Genomic DNA, 22,713 nt, shown 5'->3' with positions numbered 1-22,713 from the left:
AAAGCTAAGGCGAAAATCCACATTAAAATAACAGGATTGGACGCCTACTTTTCCCTCCGAAAAATAGTACATACAAAAGAAAGAGCAGGTCTCCTGGCTGACGCATCAATTTACTCTGATTTACCTTCCCATGCTCTAAACAAAGAGCCGGTGGTTTACAAATCATTTCATCCGCGTATACAGTAGCGGGGGCTGCACCGGATTTGCACCGGTTTCCCTATTATCCTAATAAATAAGGCACTCTTACACTATTCAATATTTATATTTTTTATATAATCAGCTATCTTCATTCTTCTTCATATTCAACATCAGTATGTTCCCTGCAAAATTGTAAAACCATCGATAATTCATCTTCCTCAAGCTCAAAATCCAAAATACTTTGTGTTTCACTTTCTATAAACTCATATTTTGAAATTTGGTCCTGATTTTCATCCATTACATATATAACACGCAACAGAAGACCCTTATCGGTATATAGTTCATCTTCCTCGGGAACGGAAATCTCCAGTACATATTCGAACCTTTCTCCAGAAAGGATACCAAACGGGTCTTCCAGTTTCTCAACTGTATAACTTTGTATCTCGATCATCTTTATCAACCTTTCTAAAATGCTTATGTCTATTATACATGTTCAATCTCTTTATTAAACATTTTACCCAATTATTCAACTCCGTTTAGGAATATTTTTTAACAAGAATCAAAAACTATATTAAAATCACTTAATCCATAGGAGTTTATTATGCGTACTCTATCTGTTCTCACATTGCTCATTATCCAGCTTCTTATTCCATCTGAAACATTTGCAAAGACAGCCTACCTCAGTTTTGATGATGGTCCCTCAAACATCACACAGGAAATCCTCGATATCCTCAAAGTTCAGGATGTTAAGGCAACCTTTTTTGTAACGGGAACAGCCAGCCCGGGACATATGTATTTATATAAAGATATCGTAAAAAATGGACACGCTCTTGGACTGCATTCCTATTCTCATAATTATTCCAAAATCTATCGATCCAAGGATACTTTTTTTAAAGACATTACTCAACTGGAAGAATTTTTGGAAAGGGAAGTAGGCGTAAGCCCGAAAATCCTACGATTCCCCGGCGGCTCCAATAACTATGTCGCAAAACAATATGCCGGGACTGATTTAATGGATCAATTAAAGACTGAGGTAATAAAAAGAGGATATAAATATTATGATTGGAACTGCGATGCTAACGATGGATTAAATCCTCCAATTCCAGAAAAAAAATTACTTAAATTAATTATGCAAGGGGTAGGTGAAAAAGAAAATCTCTATATCCTCCTGCATGATTTTAACGGCAATACAACAATCGTGGATGGGCTTCCGGAAATCATTCGCCGTCTGAAACATAAGGGATACACCTTTAAAATAATGGATGAGTCCACACCAACTTTTGAATTTTAAAAATGATAAATACTCCTATCAGTTCAAATCGCAAATGCTGTCCATTATTCTGTAACGCTTCTTTTCTAACCTGAAATAAGGTTTACATTATAAAACAAACGCCCTTTCAGGTAGGGGCGTTTTGTTTTTTATTATTCGACTACAAGGTAATTGCCATGTTCCATATTGATTACGTATTCTGGCTTTGGGGGCTTACCTCCGTGCTCCTTGATTTTCGCTTTATGGCCAGCGATATGCTCAGGGCTCTTTTCCCATGCTTTCCATGCTTCCTCTGATTCCCAGCGGATAATCATGACAACTTCTTCTTCCCCACGCGTTGTTTTTTTCACTAATAACTCCCGACTTATAAAGCCTTCACGCTGCTCAATTAACGACGGACCTTGATCTGGCTTCTTTTTGAAGCGTTCCAATATCTTGTCTGAATTTCCCTCTGTCACTATCCACTTACGGATTTGAACAAACATACATAATCGCCCCTTATTAAAGGAGCATGCCCCACTTGAGACATGCTCCTTGTTATGAAGATTATTTTAATTCATTTAAGATTTCATCTAATTTTTCTGCTTCAGTCGTTACACCGTTACTTGAGAAGTACCAGTTAACACCGTCTAAGTAGACAATTTTGCCTTCTTTGTAAGCACTGGTTTTTTTGATAATATCATTTTCAATATCTTTTTTAATTGTTTCTACATCAGAAGCAGTACGGTCGATAATTAACAATACTTCTGGATCAACAGAAAGGATTGACTCATAAGAGAAATCAGAACCGTGGGAAGATGCTTCGATATCAGTTGTTGCTGGCTTGAAGCCAAAGTCATTATATACATATGCGAAACGTGAATCTTCACCATTGTCGAAACCGGAGATTTTCTTGTCATTGTACATCGCTACCAATGCATTTTCATAACCAGCAGCTTTTTCTTTTACTGCATCAACTTTTTCTTGTAATGAAGCTTTCAATTCTTTGCCTTTTTCTTCTTTATCAAAGATTTGAGCTGCTAAATCAACTGTTTCATATACAGCCTCTATGTAATTATCATTGTCAGAACCAATGAAAATAACGTTAGGTGTGATTTCTTTTAATTGTTCATAAAATGGTGTTTGACGACCAGAGATGAAAATAACATCCGGCTCAGCAGCTGCTACTGCTTCAAAATCGATTTGCTTTAGTGTACCAACATCGGCAACACCCTCAGCAACATATTTTTCTTTTAAATGCGCTGGCATATTTCCTTTACCGCCACCAGCAGCTACGCCTACGATTCCTTCAACACCTAATGCATCAAGTGTATCTAAAAAGCCATAATCCAGAGCAATAATGCGTTCTGGCATTTTATCTAATTTTACTTCTTCAAATGTAGTTGTCGTACCCTTTTCTTCATCTTCACGTGATTCTGTTAAGGAAGATACTGTCATTGGAAATTTAGAACTTTCGACAGTTTCTTTTTCTTCTGTTGGTTTTGTCTCAGAAGACTCCCCTGTTGTTGACTCGTCACCTGAGTTACAAGCTGTCAACATTAATGTTAACGCTGCCAAAGCAGTTAAAGTTTTCCATTTCTTCATCCTTTGTTCTCCTCCTAAAATACGCTGTTGGTAATTGAAAACGATTATCATTTTCAATCGACATTATCATTCTAAATGAGAATCACAAAATATGTCAACTCTTTTGAAGTGTTTGATAAATAATTTTATTTTTCCTATCTGACCTAACGAGAATTAGACATGGATGATTTCGTATCATTCTCGAGATATTCTCTCCTTGAAAAGTTAAATATCAGTTAGAAATGTGCTCAGCAAAAGAAATACTATAAAAAAAGACTCCAAAATAACAGCTATTTTGGAGTCTTCGCGAAAACTTAAGTATACGACCCTTAACTTGAACAAGATTTTGCTGCTGTCAATTGTTCCAAAAATATAAGGCCAGAATCTATTTTAGAATCTAATGTGAATTAAAGTATACACATATACGACATCCATCTTGCTCTTGTACAGGAATATGCATGTCATATACATCACGCAAGGATTCTGAGTTAATAATCTCATGCGCTGGACCGTCCTTTATCAGACGCCCATCCTTTAACGCCACTATGCGATCAGAGTATACAGAAGCAAAGTTGATATCATGCAAGACAATTACAACCGTTTTCCCTAACTCATCTACCAGCTTGCGCAGTATTTTCATAATTTGCACAGAGTGTTTCATATCCAGATTGTTTAATGGCTCATCTAATAAAATATAATCCGTATCTTGTGCAATAACCATTGAAATAAAGGCACGTTGTTTTTGACCGCCTGATAACTCATCCAACAGCTTATCCTGCATATCTGTTAAATTTAAATACTCCAGTGCTTGGTCTACAATTCGTTCATCATCTGCATTCAGCCGCCCTTTTGAATATGGATAGCGTCCAAAAGAAACAAGCTCGCGTACGGTTAAACGAATATTCAAGTGATTGGTCTGCCTTAAAATAGCCACCCGCTTTGCAAAAGCATCTGATTTCATTTTCTTAACGTCAGTTTGATCTAAAAATACTTCACCTGTATCAGCATCTAAGAGACGGCTCACCATTGATAATAACGTTGATTTACCAGCGCCATTTGGACCAATAAAAGAAGTGATAGCTCTTGGTTGGATTTGCAATGTTACATTTTCAATAACAGATTTTTTCCCAAAGCTTTTAGAAAGCCCTTTAATATCAATCATCCTGCTTTCCTACTTTCCCTTAGTAATAAGTAAATAAAGTAAATCCCACCGACAAAGTTAATAACGACACTAATCGTTGTATTCAAATGGAAAACATGCTGAACAAGAAATTGTCCTCCGACAAGCGCAATAATACTGATCAAGCTTGCCCCAATGATTAATATCGAATGCTTATATGTAGCCAAATATTGATAGGCTAAATTCGCCACAATTAATCCTAAAAATGTTACAGGTCCAACCAGTGCGGTAGAAGTAGCGATTAAAATAGACGATAGAATCAGCACTTTCAGCACGATTTTATCATAGGCGACACCAAGATTAATCGCGTTATCTCGACCTAGTGATACAACATCTAAATCACGTAATAACCGATAGCCATATATAAAGGCGGTACATAAAATAACAATAGCAATGCTCAGTAATTCCGTCTTCACGTTCATAAAGCTGGCAAACAAGCGAGCTTGCAAACTTTCATATTCCACAGGATCAATTAGAACTTGCATGAACGTTACCAGACTTCCGAGTAATGTTCCAAGTATCATACCTGCTAATAATAGAAGAAAAATTGGATATTTATCTGCCCTGAATAAAAAACGATACAAAATCAATGCGAATACTACCATCGCAATGATTGCTACACTAAAGTTTAAGTAACGGCTTACAACGAAGATTGAAGCCGACCCTGCCGTAAAATAAATGACAGTTTGAACGACTTCATACATCGAGTCGATCCCCATAACAGATGGTGTTAATAAACGGTTATGTGTAATGGTTTGGAATATAACACTTGCATACGCAATTGCCGTTCCGGTAATAACCATAGCAACTATGCGCTCAATACGCTTTGGAAAGGCGTAACTAAAACCGCCCTGAATATTATAGAAAGCAAATAAAGCCATACATCCAATTGCAATAACAGCTAAAATAATTAGCTTTACACTATTTTTTCGCATATGCTTTCCCCCTAAACAACATAATTAAGAAGATCGCACTGCCAATTACTGCAACTGTAGTATTTACAGGTATCTCATATGGATGGACAATCAATCGGCTTAGAATATCACATGCCAATAAGAATGCCGCCCCCATGAATATTGTATGAGGGATTGTTTTACGTAAATTATCGCCCAGATAAAGGGAAACCAGATTTGGTACAATCAACCCTAAAAACGGAATAATCCCTACCGTTAAAATGACTGTTGTAGAAATTACCGCTACGATAACTAGACCAATGTTTAACACTGTACGATAACTTAAACCCAGGTTTTTCGCAAAATCCTCACCCATACCAGCTACTGTGAATTTATTTGCATATAGATAAGCAATGATAATTGCTGGAACCGCTACATACAACAGTTCATAGCGTCCTGAAACGATCAAGGTAAAACTCCCCAAGAAAAACGTATCTACATTTTGCAGAACATCCGCTTCATATCCAATGAATGTTGAAATCGCCCCGATGATATTACCGTACATAATTCCGATAAGAGGGACGAATATGACATCTTTGAATTTAATGCGCTCAAGTAAATTCATAAAAATAAATGTACCAATTAATGCGAATGCAAAACTAAATAGTATTTGCCCCATATAGGACATATTAGTAAAAAACACCATAGAGACAATGACACCTAGTTTTGCTGCATCTAGCGTACCAGCCGTTGTCGGTGATACAAACTTGTTTCGGCTTAAGCTTTGCATAATTAAGCCCGCAATTCCCATTCCTGCACCAGCTAAAATAATGGCCATTAACCGTGGTAATCGACTCATCAAGAAGATTTGCGTCTTGTCTGAATCTAAATCTAGTAAATCACTCGGTTTAATATCAATAGCCCCTATAAATAGCGAAATAAAGGATAGGATAATAGTTACTAATACTAACATCCATAGTCTCATTGCAATCCCCGTCAAATTAGTTTCTCAACAACATTACTGATAATGATAATCATTATTGAGTCGTCTTTAATTATAGTCAATGAAAATAGTAAAATCAACATCTAGTGATAATCATTACCAATGATAAAATGAAAATTCAGGAAAATTGTAACGATTTTAAGCACCTATAAAATTGCTTCTAAAATAATATTCCTTTAACCCAACGATCGCTGAAAGGTTTCATCAACTTAGGCTTTTGTAATAAAAACTCAAAAAAGGCATTCCTACTAAGTTACAGGTGAAATCCATTTAAACTCCTACTTAAGAATCATTTTTATACAATCTTCCTTTAATTCGTAGTAATCTTATAAGGTTTATTGTAATATACATCTATCCAAACAACGGAGGGATCTCATCATGATACAAATTATTAGTTATGGCCTTATCGTCGGACTTCTCTTAGGCTTTGTCTTACAAAGAGGACGTTTTTGTGTTGTCGGAGCATACCGTGACCTGCTTCTCGCTAGGGATGGACGCATGTTTCTCGCAACCATGATCGTTATTGCCATTCAGGCAATTGGTGTATATGCACTTGCAGCTAACGGAATCATCACCATCCAAGCGGATGCATTTCCGTGGTTAGGAACGATTGTTGGCGGATTTATCTTCGGAATTGGTATGGTTCTAGCCGGAGGATGTGCTACTGGTACTTGGTATCGGGCTGGTGAAGGGTTAATTGGGAGCTGGATTGCATTAGGCGGCTATGCACTTGGTGCCGCAATGACTAAGTTTGGGATATTAAGCGCTGTGGGCGGAAATGTACTATCCTATAGAACCAGCGATACGTATATCCATGAAACTTTCAACCTATCTCCATGGGTACTTGTCATTGCTTTTGCATTACTTATTGGATTTTTCGTATACCGTAACTTAAAACAGCCTAAGCTGCCATCCTTTAAAATGAAACAACAGAAAACAGGGATTGCCCATATTTTATTTGAGAAACGCTGGCATCCATTCATCACGGCGCTGCTCGTTGGCCTCATCGCTATTCTTGCATGGCCTTTAAGTGAAGCAACAGGGCGAATGGCCGGTCTTGGGATCACAACTCCAACCGCACAGTTGTTAACATTCTTTGTTAATGGTGATACATCCCTATTAAACTGGGGAGTTTTCCTTGTACTTGGTATTGGCCTTGGATCCTATATTGCCGCTCGCGGCAGCAATGAATTCAAATGGCGCCTTCCGGATAAAAGAACACTTGCATACAATGCTAGCGGTGGACTTATCATGGGCTTTGGTGCATCGCTTGCAGGCGGATGTACCATCGGAAATGGGCTTGTAAATACTGCTCTGTTTACTTGGCAAGGCTGGGTTGCTGTTGTCTTCTTCTTATTAGGAACATGGACGGCTACTTACTTTACAATTATCCGAAAACAAAAAAAACAAAAAGCAGGTACCGGTAATACAGCGGTGGCCTAATTTAATAGGAGGGTATACATTATGGCAAAAGTACTCGAGACAAACGGAATGGTTTGCCCCTTCCCACTAGAAGAGGCGAAAGTGGCAATGGTAGAAATGGCTGTTGGCGAAGAATTAATCATCAATTTTGATTGCACCCAAGGAACAGAAAGCATTCCGCGCTGGGCCGCAAAAGAAGGTCATGAGATTACTAATTTTGAACAAACAGGCAGTGCCGAATGGCAAATCGTCTTGAAAAAAGGCCAATAAATTAAACAAGGGGCAGTCGCATAAATATATTAGCGACTGCCCCTTGTTAATTCCCCCACAAAGTCTCTCCTATTAGTAATGCCTTCAATTGTTCTTTCTGCAACTGTCTCCTGCTCCACTCATCCAACAATCGCTCTAATGCTTCTGGTCCTGTATCATCAGCCAATCGATAGGCACCGTAATGCATAGGGATAAAATAGTCCCCCTTCAATTCTAAAAATGCTTTGATAGCATCTTCAGGATTAATATGAGAGCTTGCCATAAACCATTCAGGCTCATATGCTCCAATTGGCATAAGTACATAATTGATTTGGAACTTCTCCGCTATATCTTTAAATCCTCTGAAATAACCTGTGTCTCCAACAAAATAGACCTTTTCAGATGTATTGACTTTTTCAATCACCCATCCTCCCCAGTGGGAAGTATTCATATCAAAAGCCCCTCGTCTTGTCCAATGCTGCGCAGGAACAAAATGAAAAGATACATCTCCATGTACGAATGTCTCCCACCAGTTTGCTTCATGAACTTTCCCATACCCTCTTTTTAAGAAAGCTTTTCCCAGACCAATGGGTACATAATAAACCGGGTCACCCTTCAATTTTTGGATGGTCGGGAAATCCAGATGATCATAATGTCCATGAGAAATTAAAACGGCATCGATTGATGGTAGGTCATCTATCTTCAAACCCGGTTCTGTCAGTCGGGTTTGAACACCCATCCGCCTCGCCCAAACTGGGTCAGTCAAAATATTTATCCCTGCCATTTGAATTAAAAAGGTTGAATGGCCAATCCAGGTTATAGAAGTTCGGGATTGATTTCTTTTTAGCTCCTCAATCTGCGGGTTATCAACACGGCTAATTTGAGTTTTTAAATCCTTTTGTTTTCTCCGCCGTTCTTTATTCCACCGATACATATCCAGAAATGTATGATCATTCCCTACGCGATCAAGATTTTCAAATTTTTTCATCATATAGATACAATCCCTCACTCTTCTTTATAAACCCAGTGAAATGTATTTAATCTCTAAATATTCATCTATTCCATAATGGCTTCCTTCTCTGCCCAGTCCACTCTCTTTAAATCCTCCAAAAGGTGCCTGCGCTGTTGAAGGCAACCCATCATTAACTCCAACAATCCCATATTCCAGATTTTCAGCTATCCAAACAGCCTCCCGAATATTATCCGAGAAAACATAAGCAGCCAATCCAAATGGTGTATGATTTGCACGTTCTACCGCTTCTTCAACTTGATCAAACACTGAAATTGGAGCAATTGGGCCAAAGGTTTCTTCTTTCATACACAGCATATCATCAGTCGCACCCGAGATAATTGCAGGAGTTATAAAATGTCCCGGCATGTCTTTCGGAACATATCCACCTGTAAGAATGGTTGCGCCCTTTTCTTTCGCATCATCGAGGTGTGACATAACCTTTTTTACGGCTTCCTCATTTATGAGCGGGCCAATATTATTTCCCTTTATCAATCCATTGCCTACCTTTAATTGTTTGACTTTTTCCGTGTATAGATTAGTAAATTCATCCATAATTGATTGTTGGACAAATATCCGGTTGGCGCATACACACGTCTGACCCGCATTACGGAATTTGGAATCGATTGCTCCCTGAACTGCTTTTTCAATATCAGCATGCTTTGTTACAATAAAAGGCGCAAGTCCTCCTAGTTCGAGAGAAATCTTCTTCACCGTATCTGCAGCATCTTTCATTAAAATCTTCCCTACTTCAGTCGAACCGGTGAATGTAATTTTGCGGACTCTTGAATCCTTCTGCCAAACAGACACGATACGCTTTGCATCACCTGTAACAATATTAATGACTCCGGCAGGGATATCAGCTTTTTCAGCCAACTCAATCAATTTCAAGGCTGTGAATGGTGTTTCTTCAGATGGCTTCAGAACAACCGTACATCCTGCTGCCAATGCCGGTGCCACTTTTCTCGTAATCATGGCAGCCGGAAAATTCCAAGGTGTAATCGCTGCTATCACCCCGACAGGCTGTTTTTGAACGAATATCCGTTTATTAGGTGAAGATGCCGGGATTGTCTCGCCGTATACACGTCTACCCTCTTCAGCAAACCAGGTAATAAAACTGTTGGCGTAGCGTAATTCCCCTTTCGCCTCTTCAAATGGTTTACCCTGCTCAAGCGTCATAATTTCTGCTAATTCATCTATATGTACATCTATTAATCTGGACCATTCCCGGAGTTTTGTACTCCGCTCCTCTGCAGTAAATTTTGACCATGCCACTCCACTCTTATAAGCTGCCTCAACCGCATCCTTTGCATCAGATTCAGATCCATTCGGAACGCTTCCTATCACCTCGCATGTAGCTGGATTATATACATTTATTGTATTTTCACTGTCTCTCCATTCTCCATTAATATACATTTGTTGTGGAAAGCATATACTCTTCATCCCTATATTCCCCTCCCTAAAGTAAAAAAGATACTATTTACTAGTTTCCCATTCTTTTTCATCTAAAAACAATCATTTGTTTCGCCCTTGCGAATTGAATATGAAAATAGAACAAAATCAATAGTAATATCCATATTAATCCATTAAAATGAAAATAAGACAGTTTTTATAATTTTTGGAGGTTGAGAGATTGAAGAATCCCCAACGAAAGAAAAAGAAAAAAAAGCAATCCGTTAATACGCGAACAAATATATTACTTTTTGTTGTCTTTTTACTATTCACAGCCTTAATTTTACGATTAGGATTTTTACAGATTGCTCATGGTGAATCCTTCAAGAAAGAAGTCGAAAGGACAGAGGATATCACCATTAACAAACCTGTACCACGCGGCCTGATTTATGATAAAAATCATAAATTAATAGTTGATAATCAACCTGTCAATGCAATCACCTATACGCGCAGTAAAACAGCAAAAACAAAGGAAATGGTAGAGACAGCCGAGAAACTATCTGAATTAATCGATATTAGTAAAGATGACCTGGAAGATATAAAAGAACGGGACCTCAAGGACTTTTGGATTATTATGAATCCGAAGGTAGCAGGGAAAAAAGTAACAAAAAAAGAGCTTTCTGATAAGAAGGATAAAGAATTATATAAACTTCAGCTCGAGCGTATCACTGAAGAAGAGTTATCTTCATTCACAAAGGCAGAGTTAAAAACTCTCGCTATTTTCCGTAAGTTTAACAGCGGAACATACTTGACTCCACAAATTGTTAAGAATAAGGATGTCACCGATGAAGAAATGGCTCGGGTCACTGAAAATCTGGATGAATTGCCTGGAGTCGATACCTCAGTCGATTGGAATCGTGCATATCCGCTTGACAGTACTTTAAGATCTATCCTTGGCAGAACAACCTCATCTGATGAAGGTCTCCCAAAGGAAAAGGTCGAATATTATTCTTCCCGTGGATACAGTCTTAACGAGCGTGTCGGTGTTTCAAACCTTGAACTTCAATATGAAGATATTTTACATGGCCAAAAAGCTAAGTCAAAAAACAAACTCGATAAAAGCGGAAATATTTTATCCATAGAAGAACTTAGTGATGGTCAACGTGGAAAGGACCTAGTTCTGACAATTGACATAGATTTCCAAAAGAAAGTGGAAACCATTATTGAAGAAGAGTTAAGAGCTAAAAAAGCAGCGTATTATGCACCTTATCTTGATCGAGCATTTGTTGTAGCCATGAATCCTAATACTGGCGAAATATTAGCGTTAGCAGGCAAACAATATGTTTGGGATGACGAAAAAAATAAATATGAAATGAAGGACTTTGCCCAAGGGACTTATACAACTGCATATGCAATGGGGTCGGCAGTCAAAGCAGCCACCGTATTAACCGGTTATCAGGAAGGGGTTCTTAATCCCGGAACCACTCTATATGATGCTCCAATGATCATAAAAGAAACACCTATAAAAAAATCCTATACAAATATGGGGTACGTTTCTGACTTAACTGCCTTACAGCGATCATCCAATGTGTATATGTTTAAAACAGCTATTGCAATTGGTGAAGGCAATTATGTTCCGAACGGACCATTATCTGTAAAACCTGAAGCATTTGATATGATGCGAAATCATTTCTATGAGTTTGGATTGGGTAAACGAACAGGTATCGATCTGCCCGGAGAACAAATTGGCTACAAGGGGACAGAATTGGGTGCCGGTAAACTGATGGACTTGGCGATCGGGCAATATGACACATATACTCCGTTGCAGCTTGCGCAATATATCTCTACCATCGCCAATGGTGGATATCGTATTCAGCCTCGTGTTGTTAAGGAGCTTCGTGAACCAGTACTTGAAAAAGGAAAACTTGGACCAATCTTCCAAGAAATTGAACCTAAATTCCAAAACCAATTGAGTATGAATGAAGATTGGATTAATCGTGTTAAAGAAGGGTTACGGCTTGTTACCCAAACGTCAACAGGAACCGGATACAAAGAAATGGGTAGAGAACCATATAGACCAGCTGGCAAGACAGGTACAGCAGAAGCCTTCTATGATGGACCAAAATGGACACCAGGAACCGAACAACCGGAAACATGGAATATCACATTTGCTGCGTACGCACCACATGATAATCCGGAAATCGCTATAAGTGTTGTAGTACCGTGGGCGTATCAATCAAATGGACATCGTATGAATATGGATATTGGGAAAAAGGTATTTAGAGCCTACTTTGGAACGGAAAAAGAGAAGGAAGCAAATTAAAGAGACAAACCATACAAAAGGAAATAATACAATACATTCTGTTTGAGCCATCGCCCATCTTTTAGACGAATAAGCTCCTTCTTTATATAGACACATATACTATAAGGAACCAGTTCAGAAGGAGTGAATGGAATGCCAAATGAATATGATCAGCAAAATGTAAATTTCCCACATGAAATGAGACAACAAGGCTATTATGGCAGCGGTTATGGACATGGGCAACACGGTCATTATGGTGGTGGTATGGGCCATCATCAACATCATCACGGATATCACGGCGGTATGGGATACCCTCATTATTCAGGCGGAGGATATGGACACCATATGCCTTACCATCCAGGCCATCACCATCATCAACATCACGGATATGGCGGAGGCCACGGATTCCCACATCACGGCTGGCAAGGACAGCAGTGGGGCCAAGGATGGGGTCAAGGACAATCAGGTTACGGAGGCTTTTCATCTCAAGGTCGCGATCCGTATTCCTATGAGGAATTTGCCACAGATCCATCACAATATTCAAACCCATATTACCAATATTAATAGAGTAAAACACACAGGTTTATCCAATCTGTGTGTTTTTTTCGTAAAATTTATCCAGATTAACTTTACGCTTTCAAGGGTAAAAACCTTCAATAAGCTTATTAAGTACTTAGAAAGGAATTTTTCTCATGAAAGAGCTCTCGATAACTGAAAAACAGGTTTCTAGTGCCAACTTCCAATTTGTATTCCCATTTTCGCTTATACGCGGAAAGGAAGATGATTTGGTTGAGAAATTGAAAAAAAATCAGTTTAAATGGTTTAGACTGGATAACCTTGAAAAAGAAGATGATTTCTATGGCAGGTTTGAAATAAATCACGAGAACATGGAAAATTTTTTTCTTCCTTTTACAAATCGAATTATGTTCCCTAAAAAGGAGGATGGAAAAGGATTTCAACGGTATTCGAAAATGTATCAGGTTCCTAGTACATTAAAGACAAAGTATTGCAACACAAGATTTGTAGTTGAATCCATTGATATAACCGTGTGTCCATATCAGTTAGGTTTTTTAACCATACGTATTCACTTGGAAGACCAGGATCAATCATTGGATCTTACTGAAGCTATTCATTTTGCTTCAGAATTTAGAATCATGGAACAAAATCAGCCGACTTCCAAAATAATCTATGAAGATCAGGAGTTCGAACATGTTGAGCGCTTTTTGCTAGATTGTCTCATGCCTGAAATTAAAAAATATATGGATGATAGCACTGAAGATAATGCTTACTTTGAATCCTTCCCATTTTTTGAAAATAATCATTTATACGTCCAGTCCTTGATTGGATTAGTACCTGATGAAAAAATTGAGGATTACGATGTTTACCGATTAGGTAATCTGGATGGGTATTCCCAAAATAAAAAGCCATATATCAGTTGCAATAATCAACAATTTATTGATCAATATATGGAGTCGATCGTTTATACCCGTTGGGCACCGTTTACTTATTACATACCCGATGAACAGGGAATTGCTTGTATAACCAATCGTACAAATGAAGCATTTAATAATATTGCCAGTACTTTTTATGGCGAATACTATTACGGATTAATGCTCACTTTATTTCATAAAATCACCTTGCTTAAGGTGGCAAACGAATACTCACGTGTGAGAATTTCACAGGATACAAAACAAGTGGAAAAATTAATTCATGCGATCAATGCCTTCTCATCCAATTATTATTTTTTTGAACTGGCAACCAACTCGAAGGGCCGTGATATTTTTATCCGGCTAAGAGAAAGGTTTAAGGTAGACGATCTATTCGAGGATACACGTGCAACGCTGCAAAGTTTAAATCAATATCAAGAAAATTTCACATCTAAACAAGGTAATATGCTTTTACAAATTTTAACTCTCTATTCTGTCATAACTGGAATATTCGGAATGAATTTAGTTTCTGAACAGCTTAAAGGGAATATAAATTGGTCCAGTTTATTATCAAGTTATAATCGGCTCGAATACTTAGCATTATTTGTAACATTAACCGGTGTATTTATCTCCATTATCTTAGGACTTAGATTTATTTTTTTATGGATAATAGATAAAAGGGACCGTAAAAAATGGAGAAAGGAAATTGAGTATCCAAATACAAAGTAAATTTTATAACAGATAAACCTCCGTTTAAATCAATGTAAACGGAGGTTTTTATATTCCTCCCCCTCTAAACTAAATCAAAAAGATTTAACTCCAGAATTATCCATGAATCAAAGGCCTAATTTGCTTACTATTACTTTTGGCTATCTTATTTTCAATCAAGTTTTGCAGCAATTCATAATCCAGCACACCTGCAATCAATTGAATAATATTCCTTAGTTAACTAATACTAACGTTTATCAATTAAGGTTTAGGTGATGGATATGAAATTCTTTAAAAAGAGAACGACAAACCAGACTAACGAACAAGTACAATCGAACGAGGCATCTACTCCAGATATACGGAGCTTACAAACAACCTGTCATGTAGAAGATAATATTGAAAAACTGAAAACAGCCTTTTCTAATACACAAGATTTCGATACACGTTATTTCTCAAATGGTGATCAAAAATATGGAATGGCATTCATCAAAACAATCGTTAAAAAGGATATTATTGATCACTTTCTGATAGAACCATTAGTGATTAACTCTTCACTCAGCCCTGCTAACTTACCTGTGGCACATGTTTCTGCTTATACCTGTTTTGAAGATATTATTAATAATATGCTCGACGGTAATATTGCTCTGTTTAAAGAAGGTGATACAGCCTGTTATTTAGTAGAAGCAGCAGATTTTAAGACTCGTTCTATTGAGGAACCTGCATCGGAACAAAGTATACGTGGTTCTCATGAAGGGTTTGTAGAGAAAATTGAAGATAATTTAAATCTGATAAGAAAAAGGGTCAAAACGGAGAACTTGGTGGTTAAAACAAAAACACTTGGTTCATATCCAAAGGCTACTGCCGCTCTTTTTTATATAAATGGGAAAGCAGACCCGGAGGTTATAGAAAAAATAGAAAAAAAATTAGACTCTATTCATCTTGATACAGCTATCAATACAGAAGTTATTCAAAATTATATAGAAGACTCAGTTTATTCACCATTTCCGCAAATTTTGAATACAGAAAAACCTAATCGGGTTGCACATCACTTATCAATGGGTGCCGTTGGCTTAATGACTGAAGGAAGCTCTACTGTCTTCCTGATGCCAATTACATTCTTTACTTTTTTTCATGCAGCGGATGATATTGAAAGCCGTTTTTATATAAGCTCATTTGAACGGATTTTACGCCTGTTTGCCTTATTTCTGGCCATTACCTTACCATCATTTTATATCGCTCTTGTATCATTTGATTTCGAGATTATCCCGTTAAATCTTGTAGCAAATGTTAAAGGATCTTTGGAGAACATTCCCTACTCCCCCTTAATCGAAGCTCTTATTATGGTGGTCATATTGGAACTTCTTAAGGAATCCGCCATCCGTTTACCCAGTTCCGTTTCACCAACGATTGGTGTGGTAGGTGCTTTGGTCATAGGTACTGCAATTGTTCAGGCTAACCTGGTTTCTAATACGATGTTAATCGTGATTGCGATTACAGCCATTTCGGCATTTACTATTCCAAATCAGGAAGTCGCACAAATGATTCGTATTCTAAACTTCCCGCTCATCATTATAACTTATATTTTTGGCTTAGTTGGAATAGCGATTGGATTCACTTTAATTATCTATCATTTATGTGAATTGGAATCTATGGGAAAACCTTATTTAGCACCGGTCGCGCCGTTTAATTTTAAAAGCTTGTCGAAAATGCTATTCAAAATACCATTTAAGAAGGAGAGTTAAATGGACTATGATAGCTTCTAATAAAAAGTTATTGTCAGCTCACCAATTATACTTTTTAACCGTCCAATCCGTTAGCTCTGTCATGATTTTTGCCATTCCTTATCTTGTTAATGAGCATAGTAAACATAATGCCTGGATATCTGCCATCATCACTTTAATCTTCTTTCAACTAATTGGATGGGTCATCTTTTCATTGCATAAACGATTACCGGATAAGAATCTATTCCAAATGACAGAGATTCTAACAAGCAAATGGATCGGAAAAATAATGAATTGGCTGTATATCATCTATTTCATTGGCCTTGCTACCTATACGGCTTTATATTTTACGTATTTATCAAAGGAATGGACACTGCCTGTCACACCGCTATTTGTTGTTTACCTAATCTTTATTTTAATGGGACTCTATATAGCCAAAGGGACGATAACTACACTCGCGCGGTTCAGCGGCATAACATTCCTGGCGTTAACAGGCTTTCTCCTGTTCTCTATTTCTTTTGCCATTCCTAAAATGCATCTTTTATTTCTACTGCCAGTTGGGGATGTTCCGGTTACTAAAATTTTGAATGGTTCATATCATATGGGGATTGGTTATGCAGGCCTAAGTTCATTACTTGTATTATTACCACTTCTTCATGACAAATTAAAAACAAAAAAAAGAGTAATTACTTTTTCAATCCTGACTATTTCATTGATTTATCTTGTTTTATTAGTAATCTGTCTTGCCCATTTTGGTACATATTCATTAGGTCTAGTTCCAATTCCAGTTCTCTATTTACTAAAAATATTGACGATACTTAGCATTTTTGAACGGATGGATTTGATTATTATGTGCGCCTGGATTTCTCCAATGCTCGTTTCCTATGTCCTATATATTTTTATAGCAGGAATAGGAATATCAGAAAATACTCGATTCAAGAACAAAAAAATCATTGTATTGGTTATTACTTTGATAATCTCACTTCTATGTGCCCTTTTTCCGGAAGCGCAGGATAACATGATTCGTCTTAATAATTATTTGCTACCCTTTACTTATGTGTTCATGATAGGGTTTCCCATTCTTCTACTGGCTATTGCTATGATTCGAAAAATAAACCAGAGTCATCAAAATCAGGCAGGTGATTGATCCATGAAACTATTAAAGATAGGTTTAATATTATCAATATTGATTGCTACCACAGGATGCTGGGACCAAAATTTTTTATCTAAAACTTCCCTGGCATTCAGTTTAGGTTTTGACAAAGCTAAAGGCCCGGAACCACTGGAATTAATTACAATTATTCGTGCATTAAAGCCTGCAGGTGGGGGACAAATAGAACCCTATAATACCAGTTATAAAGTAAAGGGAGCATCTCCATTAATTTTAAGGGAAAAAATGAATCAAATTACGCCCGGCGAATTCTCAATAAATAAATTAAGTAATGTTTTAATAGGCGAGGAATTGGCGAAAACAGATATCTATCCCCTGCTGGATGTGTTATATCGTGATGCAAAAAGTAATGTAAACGCAAAAGTCTTGATTACAAAAGGAAAATCACGAGACATTTTAAAAGACGAGTATATTAAGGGCACTTTAATTAGTAGAGCCATACAAGAGTTACTCGACAGTGCAGAAGACCATTCCATGATTCCTGAGCAATCATTAGCTACGATTATGCCTGCCATGTTTGATCCAGGTCAGGATTTTGTCCTTCCCTATGTAGAAAAACTTAAGGGTGGCCTGGTAAAAGTAAAGGGAGTAGCTTTATTCGATAACTTAAGTTATACCGGTAAAAATTTAATTGGGGAGGACTCTTCTTTATACTTATTAATGGTTGGCAAAGAAGGAACCTATACTCAATTTACAATAAATAATCCGGAGAAAAAAAATGAAATTGATGAAAAGGTTAGCTTTTTTATTCGAAAAAACACCCATAAAATAAAATTAAAAATCAAGGACTCTAAACCGGTCTATACAGTTTCATTAAACTTAAGGGTTTCTGTATCTGAATATACAAAGGGTTTGCTTAAAGAGGACGAAATTAAAACCCTTGAGAAGCATATTTCTAAGGACTTAACGAAACAAGCTAGAAAAGTAACTGATACGTTAGTGAAAAGCAATTGCGATGCACTCGCGCTTGGCCGTAAGCTGATGGTTAAGGATCCAAAATTGTTTGATGAGTATAAGAAGAATGGAAAGTTAGATTTAAAAAAAGTTGAGATTAACCCAACTGTTAAAATAAAAGTTGTGGACAATGGAATTTTAGATTGAATAGATTTTTGATAAGAGCGAGGACGACGTATGAATACTGCTCAGTATATTTTCAATAAACTTCATTTAGTTGCTCGTCTGATTATTATTATCGTTGGCATTATTCTAGTCTATGGAATCCTTATGCATCTGATTGAGCCTTCAACATTTACCAACATTGGTGAAGGAATATGGTTTACCATTGAATCAATTACAACTGTGGGGTATGGCGAAATTGTGCCCAAAACTCTTTTAGGGAGGTTAACTGCCAGTACATTAATCTTAATTGGTGCAGCATTTGTTTCTTACTACTACGCATCTATGTCATCCTATGTGATTAAACGGCAGACAGCCCTGCAGCTTGGTTCTGCCATCTATACAAAACGTAAGCATCTTATTATAGTTGGTTGGAATGAATGTACTAAAATGCTAATCGATACATGGCATAAGGAGAATCCACGAAGAAATATAGTCATCATAGACGAGACATTAGAATCTCATCCAATGCCAGACACTCATATCTTTTTTTTGAAAAATGACAGTACAAATGAACAGACATGGATTCATGCAAATGTAACCGAGAGTGAATTCATCATTTTAACAGCAGATCGCTCGAAAACTGAACGTGCTTCTGATTTGCATGTCATCGCTTCCTTACTGTGTATTAAAGGCCTTTATCCAGAAGCCACTTGTATTTGTGAAATAATGGCTCCCTTTCAAATGAAAAATGCCAAACGAGCTGGTGCAGATCGTATTATTGCAACTAATACGATTATTAGCCAAACCATTATAGAAACAGTCGAACAAGAGCCGTCTTCAAGATAATTTTATTCATATCCCAACACAGCAATTTCCGCTTCATTTACTAATACTCTGCCTAGATCTAAATATCTTTCCAAACCTGAATCACCACCGTACACATTATCTGATGGATTTGAGTAATGATCAAATTCACATTCATCTGAATATGGGTGGTGATTCATATAAAATTGGGCACCGGTTTTAGCTTCATAAGATAATAAGTAAGGAGTCCCAAAGCGGATTACTCCGTTTTTATCTTCTATAGACCCCTTAATGGTGGTAAAGGGAATCCTAATATAATTTGATTTACTACCGCCATCCATTAGATAATCAAAATAACCATGCTTATAATCCCAGTTCCCGCCAACGATAAACCCATGGCTTCCAAGCTGATGATGGGCATACACATAATTTGTTATAGTATTTGTTAGACGTGATGGTATTTCAATCATGTTATCCCTTCCTTCCTTTAGATCCTTTATTAATATCCACTGATAGAAGGAAAGGTATGTCTGGTATTGGCAGCCTTCAACACCTAATATTCTCAACTATGGTACATATAAAAAATACCCGGTTCATTTACCGGGTATTTTTTGCACGAACATAATATTAAGAATTTAATCGTTTTTCAAGCTCAGCTTTCTTTTCTTCAAAGCCAGCTTTGCCAAGTAAAGCGAACATATTAACTTTATATGCTTCGACACCTGGCTGATCAAATGGATTTACCCCCATTAAATAGCAGCTCATTGCGCATGCTTTTTCGAAGAAGTAGACCATATAACCAAATGTATATTCATCAAGTGCCGGAATGCTCACAACCAAGTTCGGAACTCCGCCATCTGTATGAGCTAATAATGTACCCTCAAATGCCTTATTATTCACGAAATCTACTGTTTGTCCAGCTAAATAATTGAGGTTATCCAAATCATTTGCTGCCTCTTCAAGAACTAATTCATGGCGTGGCTTTTCTACTTTTATAACTGTTTCAAACAGATCTCTGCGACCTTCCTGCACGTATTGTCCTAATGAGTGAAGATCAGTTGAGAAGTTCGCAGAAGATGGATAAACTCCTTTTTGATCTTTTCCTTCACTTTCACCAAAGAGCTGTTTCCACCACTCGGAGAAATACTGTAAGGATGGCTCATAGTTAATCAACATCTCAATGGTTTTCCCTTTACGATAAAGAAGATTACGAACAACTGCATATTGATACGCCTCATTGTTCTCTAATTCAGATTCAGAATAATCTTGCTCAGCTGCAGCTGCACCTTTCATGATAACATCGATATCCGCTCCGCTTGCAGCAATCGGCAGTAATCCAACAGCTGTAAGAACAGAATAACGTCCGCCTACATCATCAGGAATGACAAATGTTTCAAACCCTTCTTCATCAGCAACTGTTTTTAAAGCGCCTCTAGCTTTATCTGTAGTTGCATAAATGCGGCCCTTTGCTGCTTCTGCGCCATATTTTTCTTCCAATAGCTTACGGAAAATACGGAAGGCAATCGCTGGTTCAGTAGTTGTACCGGATTTAGATATAACATTAATCGAGAAATCTTTTCCTTCAAGAAGATCCATTAAATCGCGCATATATGTAGAACTGATATTGTTACCTGCAAAAATGATTTGCGGAGCTTTACGCTTTTCACTAGGCAGAATATTAAAGAAGCTGTGTTGAAGCATTTCAATTGCCGCTCTAGCTCCAAGATAAGATCCGCCAATCCCAATAACTAATAAGATATCAGAATCGTTTTTAATCTTTTCTGCTGCTTTCTTTATACGTGCAAACTCTTCTTTATCATAATCAGAAGGCAAAGATAACCATCCAAGATAATCATTACCAGCTCCTGTTTTTTCATGGATTGTATGATGCAGTTGCTTTACAGTATCCTTCATATAAGACACTTCATGCTCTTGGAAAAATTCTAGTGCTTTTGAATAATCAAATTTAATATGAGTCATTTTTTGTCCTCCATTCAGTTTCCTCATTTTCACTTTACAGAATCCGAAAATGATAATCAAGTTGCGACTAATAGCTTCAAAAATTTCAAGCGTTTACATTTCGTAACATTGAGAAAAAGGTCTTACAGGAAGACCTTTTTTTCAAACTATAAAGATGCTTTGAGAATAGATAGTACATCCTCTTTATTAAGCTTTTTAAAGTTTCCGAACTCTCCATTCACCATTGCTTTGTCTGCTATTAACTCTATTTTGGAATCGTCTATATCATAATCAGCCAATCGGGATGGAGCACCGATTCCTGTCCAGAAATCTCTTATATTACGGATACAATCATTAGCGATTTCCTCTTTTGATTTACCAGCTGGATCAACGTCAAATACCTCAGTTCCCAATCTAACTAACTTATCAAGATTTTCGTGCATACAGTGCTTCATCCAGTTTGGAAATAAGATTGCAAGCCCCCCTGCATGAGGAATATCATAGACAGCTGAAACAGCATGTTCGATATTATGCGTTGCCCAATCGCCACGGATACCCACACTCAATGTACCATTTAAAGCCACCGTTCCACAGTAAAGAATAGTTTCCCGATATTGATAATTTTCCATATCGTTCAATAATTTCGGAGCCGTTTCTTTAACTGTTTTTAACACTGATTCACACATTCTATCCTGTAAAGGTGTATTTTCTGTGTGGTTAAAATATGTTTCCAACACATGTGACATCATATCAACCATTCCGTAAATCGTCTGATCGCGAGGAACTGTGAACGTATTAACCGGATCAAGGATAGAAAACTGAGGGTAAGTATATGGTGAACCCCACCCGTGCTTCTCCTGTGTCTCCCAATTCGTAATCACACTGCCAGAGTTCATTTCAGAGCCTGTGGCTGCCAGTGTTAAAACTGTACCAAACGGCATAGCGCCCTTTACTTTGGCTTTCTTGGTGACTAAATCCCATGGATCTCCCTCATACACAACACCTGCCGCAATTGCCTTCGTACAATCAATAACACTACCTCCGCCAATAGCTAAAAGAAAATCAACCTCATTTTCTCGGCATATATCGACACCTTTGCGCACAGTAGAGATACGCGGATTTGGTTCTACTCCAGATAATTCATGATAGGTTAGTTCTCTGTGCTTCAGCTCATCAACAACACGATCATATAAGCCATTTTTCTTTATGCTTCCCCCACCATAAATTAATAAAATATTTTTTGAATCGGCTGGTATTAAATTTTTCAGTTCTTTAACTGTATCCTTACCAAATACTAAATTTGTCGGATTTTTATATGTAAAATTTTGCATAATTCTATTTCCTCCCTATTATTCCGTTTTCTTTATCTTTAATTCCTTTAATTTCATTAATAAAACCTAAAATCATGTATAATATTTTCTTTTTTTAACCACTCTATAACTG

Annotated in this window: 21 protein-coding genes and 1 riboswitch; of the genes, 10 read left to right on the top strand and 11 right to left on the bottom strand. The window is 37.3% G+C overall.

Features of this window, described 5'->3' with window-relative positions:
• Positions 1 to 66: 66 nt before the first annotated feature.
• A riboswitch (cobalamin riboswitch) is annotated at positions 67 to 260 on the bottom strand.
• 26 nt (positions 261 to 286) lie between these two features.
• Entirely contained in the window at positions 287 to 589 is a 303-nt protein-coding gene (locus AC4G3N_RS12340) for a DUF6509 family protein (protein ID WP_139892327.1), read from the bottom strand.
• 150 nt (positions 590 to 739) lie between these two features.
• Between AC4G3N_RS12340 and AC4G3N_RS12335 the strand changes: the two genes are divergently transcribed.
• Positions 740 to 1,429 carry a polysaccharide deacetylase family protein gene (locus AC4G3N_RS12335; RefSeq protein WP_066106751.1) on the top strand — a complete coding sequence of 230 codons (690 nt, stop codon included), beginning with the start codon at positions 740 to 742 and terminating at the stop codon, positions 1,427 to 1,429.
• A gap of 131 nt (positions 1,430 to 1,560) precedes the next feature.
• On the opposite strand, the gene AC4G3N_RS12330 is transcribed toward AC4G3N_RS12335, so the two are convergent.
• From AC4G3N_RS12330 to AC4G3N_RS12310, 5 genes are all read right to left on the bottom strand, one after another.
• A complete protein-coding gene (locus tag AC4G3N_RS12330) occupies positions 1,561 to 1,893 on the bottom strand; it encodes an antibiotic biosynthesis monooxygenase family protein (RefSeq protein ID WP_066106747.1) in 333 nt (110 codons plus the stop codon).
• A gap of 61 nt (positions 1,894 to 1,954) precedes the next feature.
• On the bottom strand, positions 1,955 to 2,992 hold the full coding sequence (locus AC4G3N_RS12325; protein WP_066106744.1) for a siderophore ABC transporter substrate-binding protein: 1,038 nt from the start codon (positions 2,990 to 2,992) through the stop codon (positions 1,955 to 1,957).
• 376 nt (positions 2,993 to 3,368) lie between these two features.
• Positions 3,369 to 4,133, bottom strand: a complete 765-nt coding sequence (locus AC4G3N_RS12320) for an iron ABC transporter ATP-binding protein (protein WP_066106739.1) — start codon at positions 4,131 to 4,133, stop codon at positions 3,369 to 3,371.
• Positions 4,130 to 5,086, bottom strand: a complete 957-nt coding sequence (locus AC4G3N_RS12315) for an iron chelate uptake ABC transporter family permease subunit (protein WP_066106734.1) — start codon at positions 5,084 to 5,086, stop codon at positions 4,130 to 4,132. The genes AC4G3N_RS12320 and AC4G3N_RS12315 overlap by 4 nt, the downstream gene beginning before the upstream one ends.
• Positions 5,073 to 6,029: an ABC transporter permease gene (locus tag AC4G3N_RS12310; protein ID WP_066106731.1), complete on the bottom strand. Its 957-nt coding sequence runs from the start codon at positions 6,027 to 6,029 to the stop codon at positions 5,073 to 5,075. The genes AC4G3N_RS12315 and AC4G3N_RS12310 overlap by 14 nt, the downstream gene beginning before the upstream one ends.
• A 396-nt stretch (positions 6,030 to 6,425) precedes the next feature.
• Here AC4G3N_RS12310 and AC4G3N_RS12305 point away from each other — a divergent pair, with 396 nt between their 5' ends.
• Both AC4G3N_RS12305 and AC4G3N_RS12300 read left to right on the top strand, forming a co-directional pair.
• A complete protein-coding gene (locus AC4G3N_RS12305) occupies positions 6,426 to 7,490 on the top strand; it encodes a YeeE/YedE family protein (protein ID WP_139892325.1) in 1,065 nt (354 codons plus the stop codon).
• Between the two features lie 21 nt (positions 7,491 to 7,511).
• Positions 7,512 to 7,739 (top strand): sulfurtransferase TusA family protein, encoded by a 228-nt coding sequence (locus AC4G3N_RS12300; RefSeq protein WP_139892323.1) that lies wholly within the window; start codon positions 7,512 to 7,514, stop codon positions 7,737 to 7,739.
• Positions 7,740 to 7,785: 46 nt separating this feature from the next.
• On the opposite strand, the gene AC4G3N_RS12295 is transcribed toward AC4G3N_RS12300, so the two are convergent.
• Positions 7,786 to 8,709 carry an MBL fold metallo-hydrolase gene (locus tag AC4G3N_RS12295; RefSeq protein WP_373925484.1) on the bottom strand — a complete coding sequence of 308 codons (924 nt, stop codon included), beginning with the start codon at positions 8,707 to 8,709 and terminating at the stop codon, positions 7,786 to 7,788.
• A gap of 24 nt (positions 8,710 to 8,733) precedes the next feature.
• A complete protein-coding gene (locus AC4G3N_RS12290; protein ID WP_139892322.1) occupies positions 8,734 to 10,170 on the bottom strand; it encodes an NAD-dependent succinate-semialdehyde dehydrogenase in 1,437 nt (478 codons plus the stop codon).
• A gap of 190 nt (positions 10,171 to 10,360) precedes the next feature.
• Here AC4G3N_RS12290 and AC4G3N_RS12285 point away from each other — a divergent pair, with 190 nt between their 5' ends.
• From AC4G3N_RS12285 to AC4G3N_RS12255, 7 genes are all read left to right on the top strand, one after another.
• Positions 10,361 to 12,442, top strand: coding sequence for a penicillin-binding transpeptidase domain-containing protein (locus tag AC4G3N_RS12285; RefSeq protein ID WP_225983623.1), 2,082 nt, complete (start codon positions 10,361 to 10,363; stop codon positions 12,440 to 12,442).
• A gap of 132 nt (positions 12,443 to 12,574) precedes the next feature.
• Positions 12,575 to 12,985 carry a hypothetical protein gene (locus AC4G3N_RS12280; RefSeq protein ID WP_140461705.1) on the top strand — a complete coding sequence of 137 codons (411 nt, stop codon included), beginning with the start codon at positions 12,575 to 12,577 and terminating at the stop codon, positions 12,983 to 12,985.
• 128 nt (positions 12,986 to 13,113) lie between these two features.
• Complete coding sequence (locus tag AC4G3N_RS12275) at positions 13,114 to 14,577, top strand: hypothetical protein (RefSeq protein WP_140461706.1); 1,464 nt, start codon at positions 13,114 to 13,116, stop codon at positions 14,575 to 14,577.
• 260 nt (positions 14,578 to 14,837) lie between these two features.
• On the top strand, positions 14,838 to 16,298 hold the full coding sequence (locus AC4G3N_RS12270) for a spore germination protein (RefSeq protein WP_491090268.1): 1,461 nt from the start codon (positions 14,838 to 14,840) through the stop codon (positions 16,296 to 16,298).
• A gap of 7 nt (positions 16,299 to 16,305) precedes the next feature.
• Entirely contained in the window at positions 16,306 to 17,424 is a 1,119-nt protein-coding gene (locus tag AC4G3N_RS12265) for a GerAB/ArcD/ProY family transporter (RefSeq protein ID WP_139892311.1), read from the top strand.
• 3 nt (positions 17,425 to 17,427) lie between these two features.
• Positions 17,428 to 18,549 carry a Ger(x)C family spore germination protein gene (locus AC4G3N_RS12260; RefSeq protein WP_148630739.1) on the top strand — a complete coding sequence of 374 codons (1,122 nt, stop codon included), beginning with the start codon at positions 17,428 to 17,430 and terminating at the stop codon, positions 18,547 to 18,549.
• Between the two features lie 30 nt (positions 18,550 to 18,579).
• A complete protein-coding gene (locus AC4G3N_RS12255; protein ID WP_066106697.1) occupies positions 18,580 to 19,353 on the top strand; it encodes a potassium channel family protein in 774 nt (257 codons plus the stop codon).
• A gap of 2 nt (positions 19,354 to 19,355) precedes the next feature.
• On the opposite strand, the gene AC4G3N_RS12250 is transcribed toward AC4G3N_RS12255, so the two are convergent.
• The 3 genes from AC4G3N_RS12250 to AC4G3N_RS12240 all read right to left on the bottom strand — a co-directional run bounded on the left by AC4G3N_RS12250 (position 19,356) and on the right by AC4G3N_RS12240 (position 22,601).
• Positions 19,356 to 19,781, bottom strand: a complete 426-nt coding sequence (locus tag AC4G3N_RS12250) for a YugN family protein (RefSeq protein WP_148630737.1) — start codon at positions 19,779 to 19,781, stop codon at positions 19,356 to 19,358.
• 157 nt (positions 19,782 to 19,938) lie between these two features.
• Entirely contained in the window at positions 19,939 to 21,291 is a 1,353-nt protein-coding gene (locus AC4G3N_RS12245; protein ID WP_066106687.1) for a glucose-6-phosphate isomerase, read from the bottom strand.
• A gap of 146 nt (positions 21,292 to 21,437) precedes the next feature.
• The gene (locus tag AC4G3N_RS12240; protein ID WP_066106679.1) at positions 21,438 to 22,601 is read right to left on the bottom strand and encodes an iron-containing alcohol dehydrogenase; all 1,164 of its coding nucleotides are present in this window, start codon (positions 22,599 to 22,601) and stop codon (positions 21,438 to 21,440) included.
• Positions 22,602 to 22,713: the final 112 nt, after the last annotated feature.

The organism is Bacillus sp. z50 (genome assembly GCF_058313585.1).
This window is presented reverse-complemented; position numbering and strand designations above follow the sequence as displayed.

Excerpts from the sequence above, each read along its gene's own strand:
- AC4G3N_RS12340 (WP_139892327.1), bottom strand. The coding sequence starts at position 589 with ATGATCGAGATACAAAGTTATACAGTTGAGAAACTGGAAGACCCGTTT.
- AC4G3N_RS12335 (WP_066106751.1), top strand. The coding sequence starts at position 740 with ATGCGTACTCTATCTGTTCTCACATTGCTCATTATCCAGCTTCTTATT.
- AC4G3N_RS12330 (WP_066106747.1), bottom strand. The coding sequence starts at position 1,893 with ATGTTTGTTCAAATCCGTAAGTGGATAGTGACAGAGGGAAATTCAGAC.
- AC4G3N_RS12325 (WP_066106744.1), bottom strand. The coding sequence starts at position 2,992 with ATGAAGAAATGGAAAACTTTAACTGCTTTGGCAGCGTTAACATTAATG.
- AC4G3N_RS12320 (WP_066106739.1), bottom strand. The coding sequence starts at position 4,133 with ATGATTGATATTAAAGGGCTTTCTAAAAGCTTTGGGAAAAAATCTGTT.
- AC4G3N_RS12315 (WP_066106734.1), bottom strand. The coding sequence starts at position 5,086 with ATGCGAAAAAATAGTGTAAAGCTAATTATTTTAGCTGTTATTGCAATT.
- AC4G3N_RS12310 (WP_066106731.1), bottom strand. The coding sequence starts at position 6,029 with ATGAGACTATGGATGTTAGTATTAGTAACTATTATCCTATCCTTTATT.
- AC4G3N_RS12305 (WP_139892325.1), top strand. The coding sequence starts at position 6,426 with ATGATACAAATTATTAGTTATGGCCTTATCGTCGGACTTCTCTTAGGC.
- AC4G3N_RS12300 (WP_139892323.1), top strand. The coding sequence starts at position 7,512 with ATGGCAAAAGTACTCGAGACAAACGGAATGGTTTGCCCCTTCCCACTA.
- AC4G3N_RS12295 (WP_373925484.1), bottom strand. The coding sequence starts at position 8,709 with ATGATGAAAAAATTTGAAAATCTTGATCGCGTAGGGAATGATCATACA.
- AC4G3N_RS12290 (WP_139892322.1), bottom strand. The coding sequence starts at position 10,170 with ATGAAGAGTATATGCTTTCCACAACAAATGTATATTAATGGAGAATGG.
- AC4G3N_RS12280 (WP_140461705.1), top strand. The coding sequence starts at position 12,575 with ATGCCAAATGAATATGATCAGCAAAATGTAAATTTCCCACATGAAATG.
- AC4G3N_RS12275 (WP_140461706.1), top strand. The coding sequence starts at position 13,114 with ATGAAAGAGCTCTCGATAACTGAAAAACAGGTTTCTAGTGCCAACTTC.
- AC4G3N_RS12270 (WP_491090268.1), top strand. The coding sequence starts at position 14,838 with ATGAAATTCTTTAAAAAGAGAACGACAAACCAGACTAACGAACAAGTA.
- AC4G3N_RS12265 (WP_139892311.1), top strand. The coding sequence starts at position 16,306 with ATGATAGCTTCTAATAAAAAGTTATTGTCAGCTCACCAATTATACTTT.
- AC4G3N_RS12260 (WP_148630739.1), top strand. The coding sequence starts at position 17,428 with ATGAAACTATTAAAGATAGGTTTAATATTATCAATATTGATTGCTACC.
- AC4G3N_RS12255 (WP_066106697.1), top strand. The coding sequence starts at position 18,580 with ATGAATACTGCTCAGTATATTTTCAATAAACTTCATTTAGTTGCTCGT.
- AC4G3N_RS12250 (WP_148630737.1), bottom strand. The coding sequence starts at position 19,781 with ATGATTGAAATACCATCACGTCTAACAAATACTATAACAAATTATGTG.
- AC4G3N_RS12245 (WP_066106687.1), bottom strand. The coding sequence starts at position 21,291 with ATGACTCATATTAAATTTGATTATTCAAAAGCACTAGAATTTTTCCAA.
- AC4G3N_RS12240 (WP_066106679.1), bottom strand. The coding sequence starts at position 22,601 with ATGCAAAATTTTACATATAAAAATCCGACAAATTTAGTATTTGGTAAG.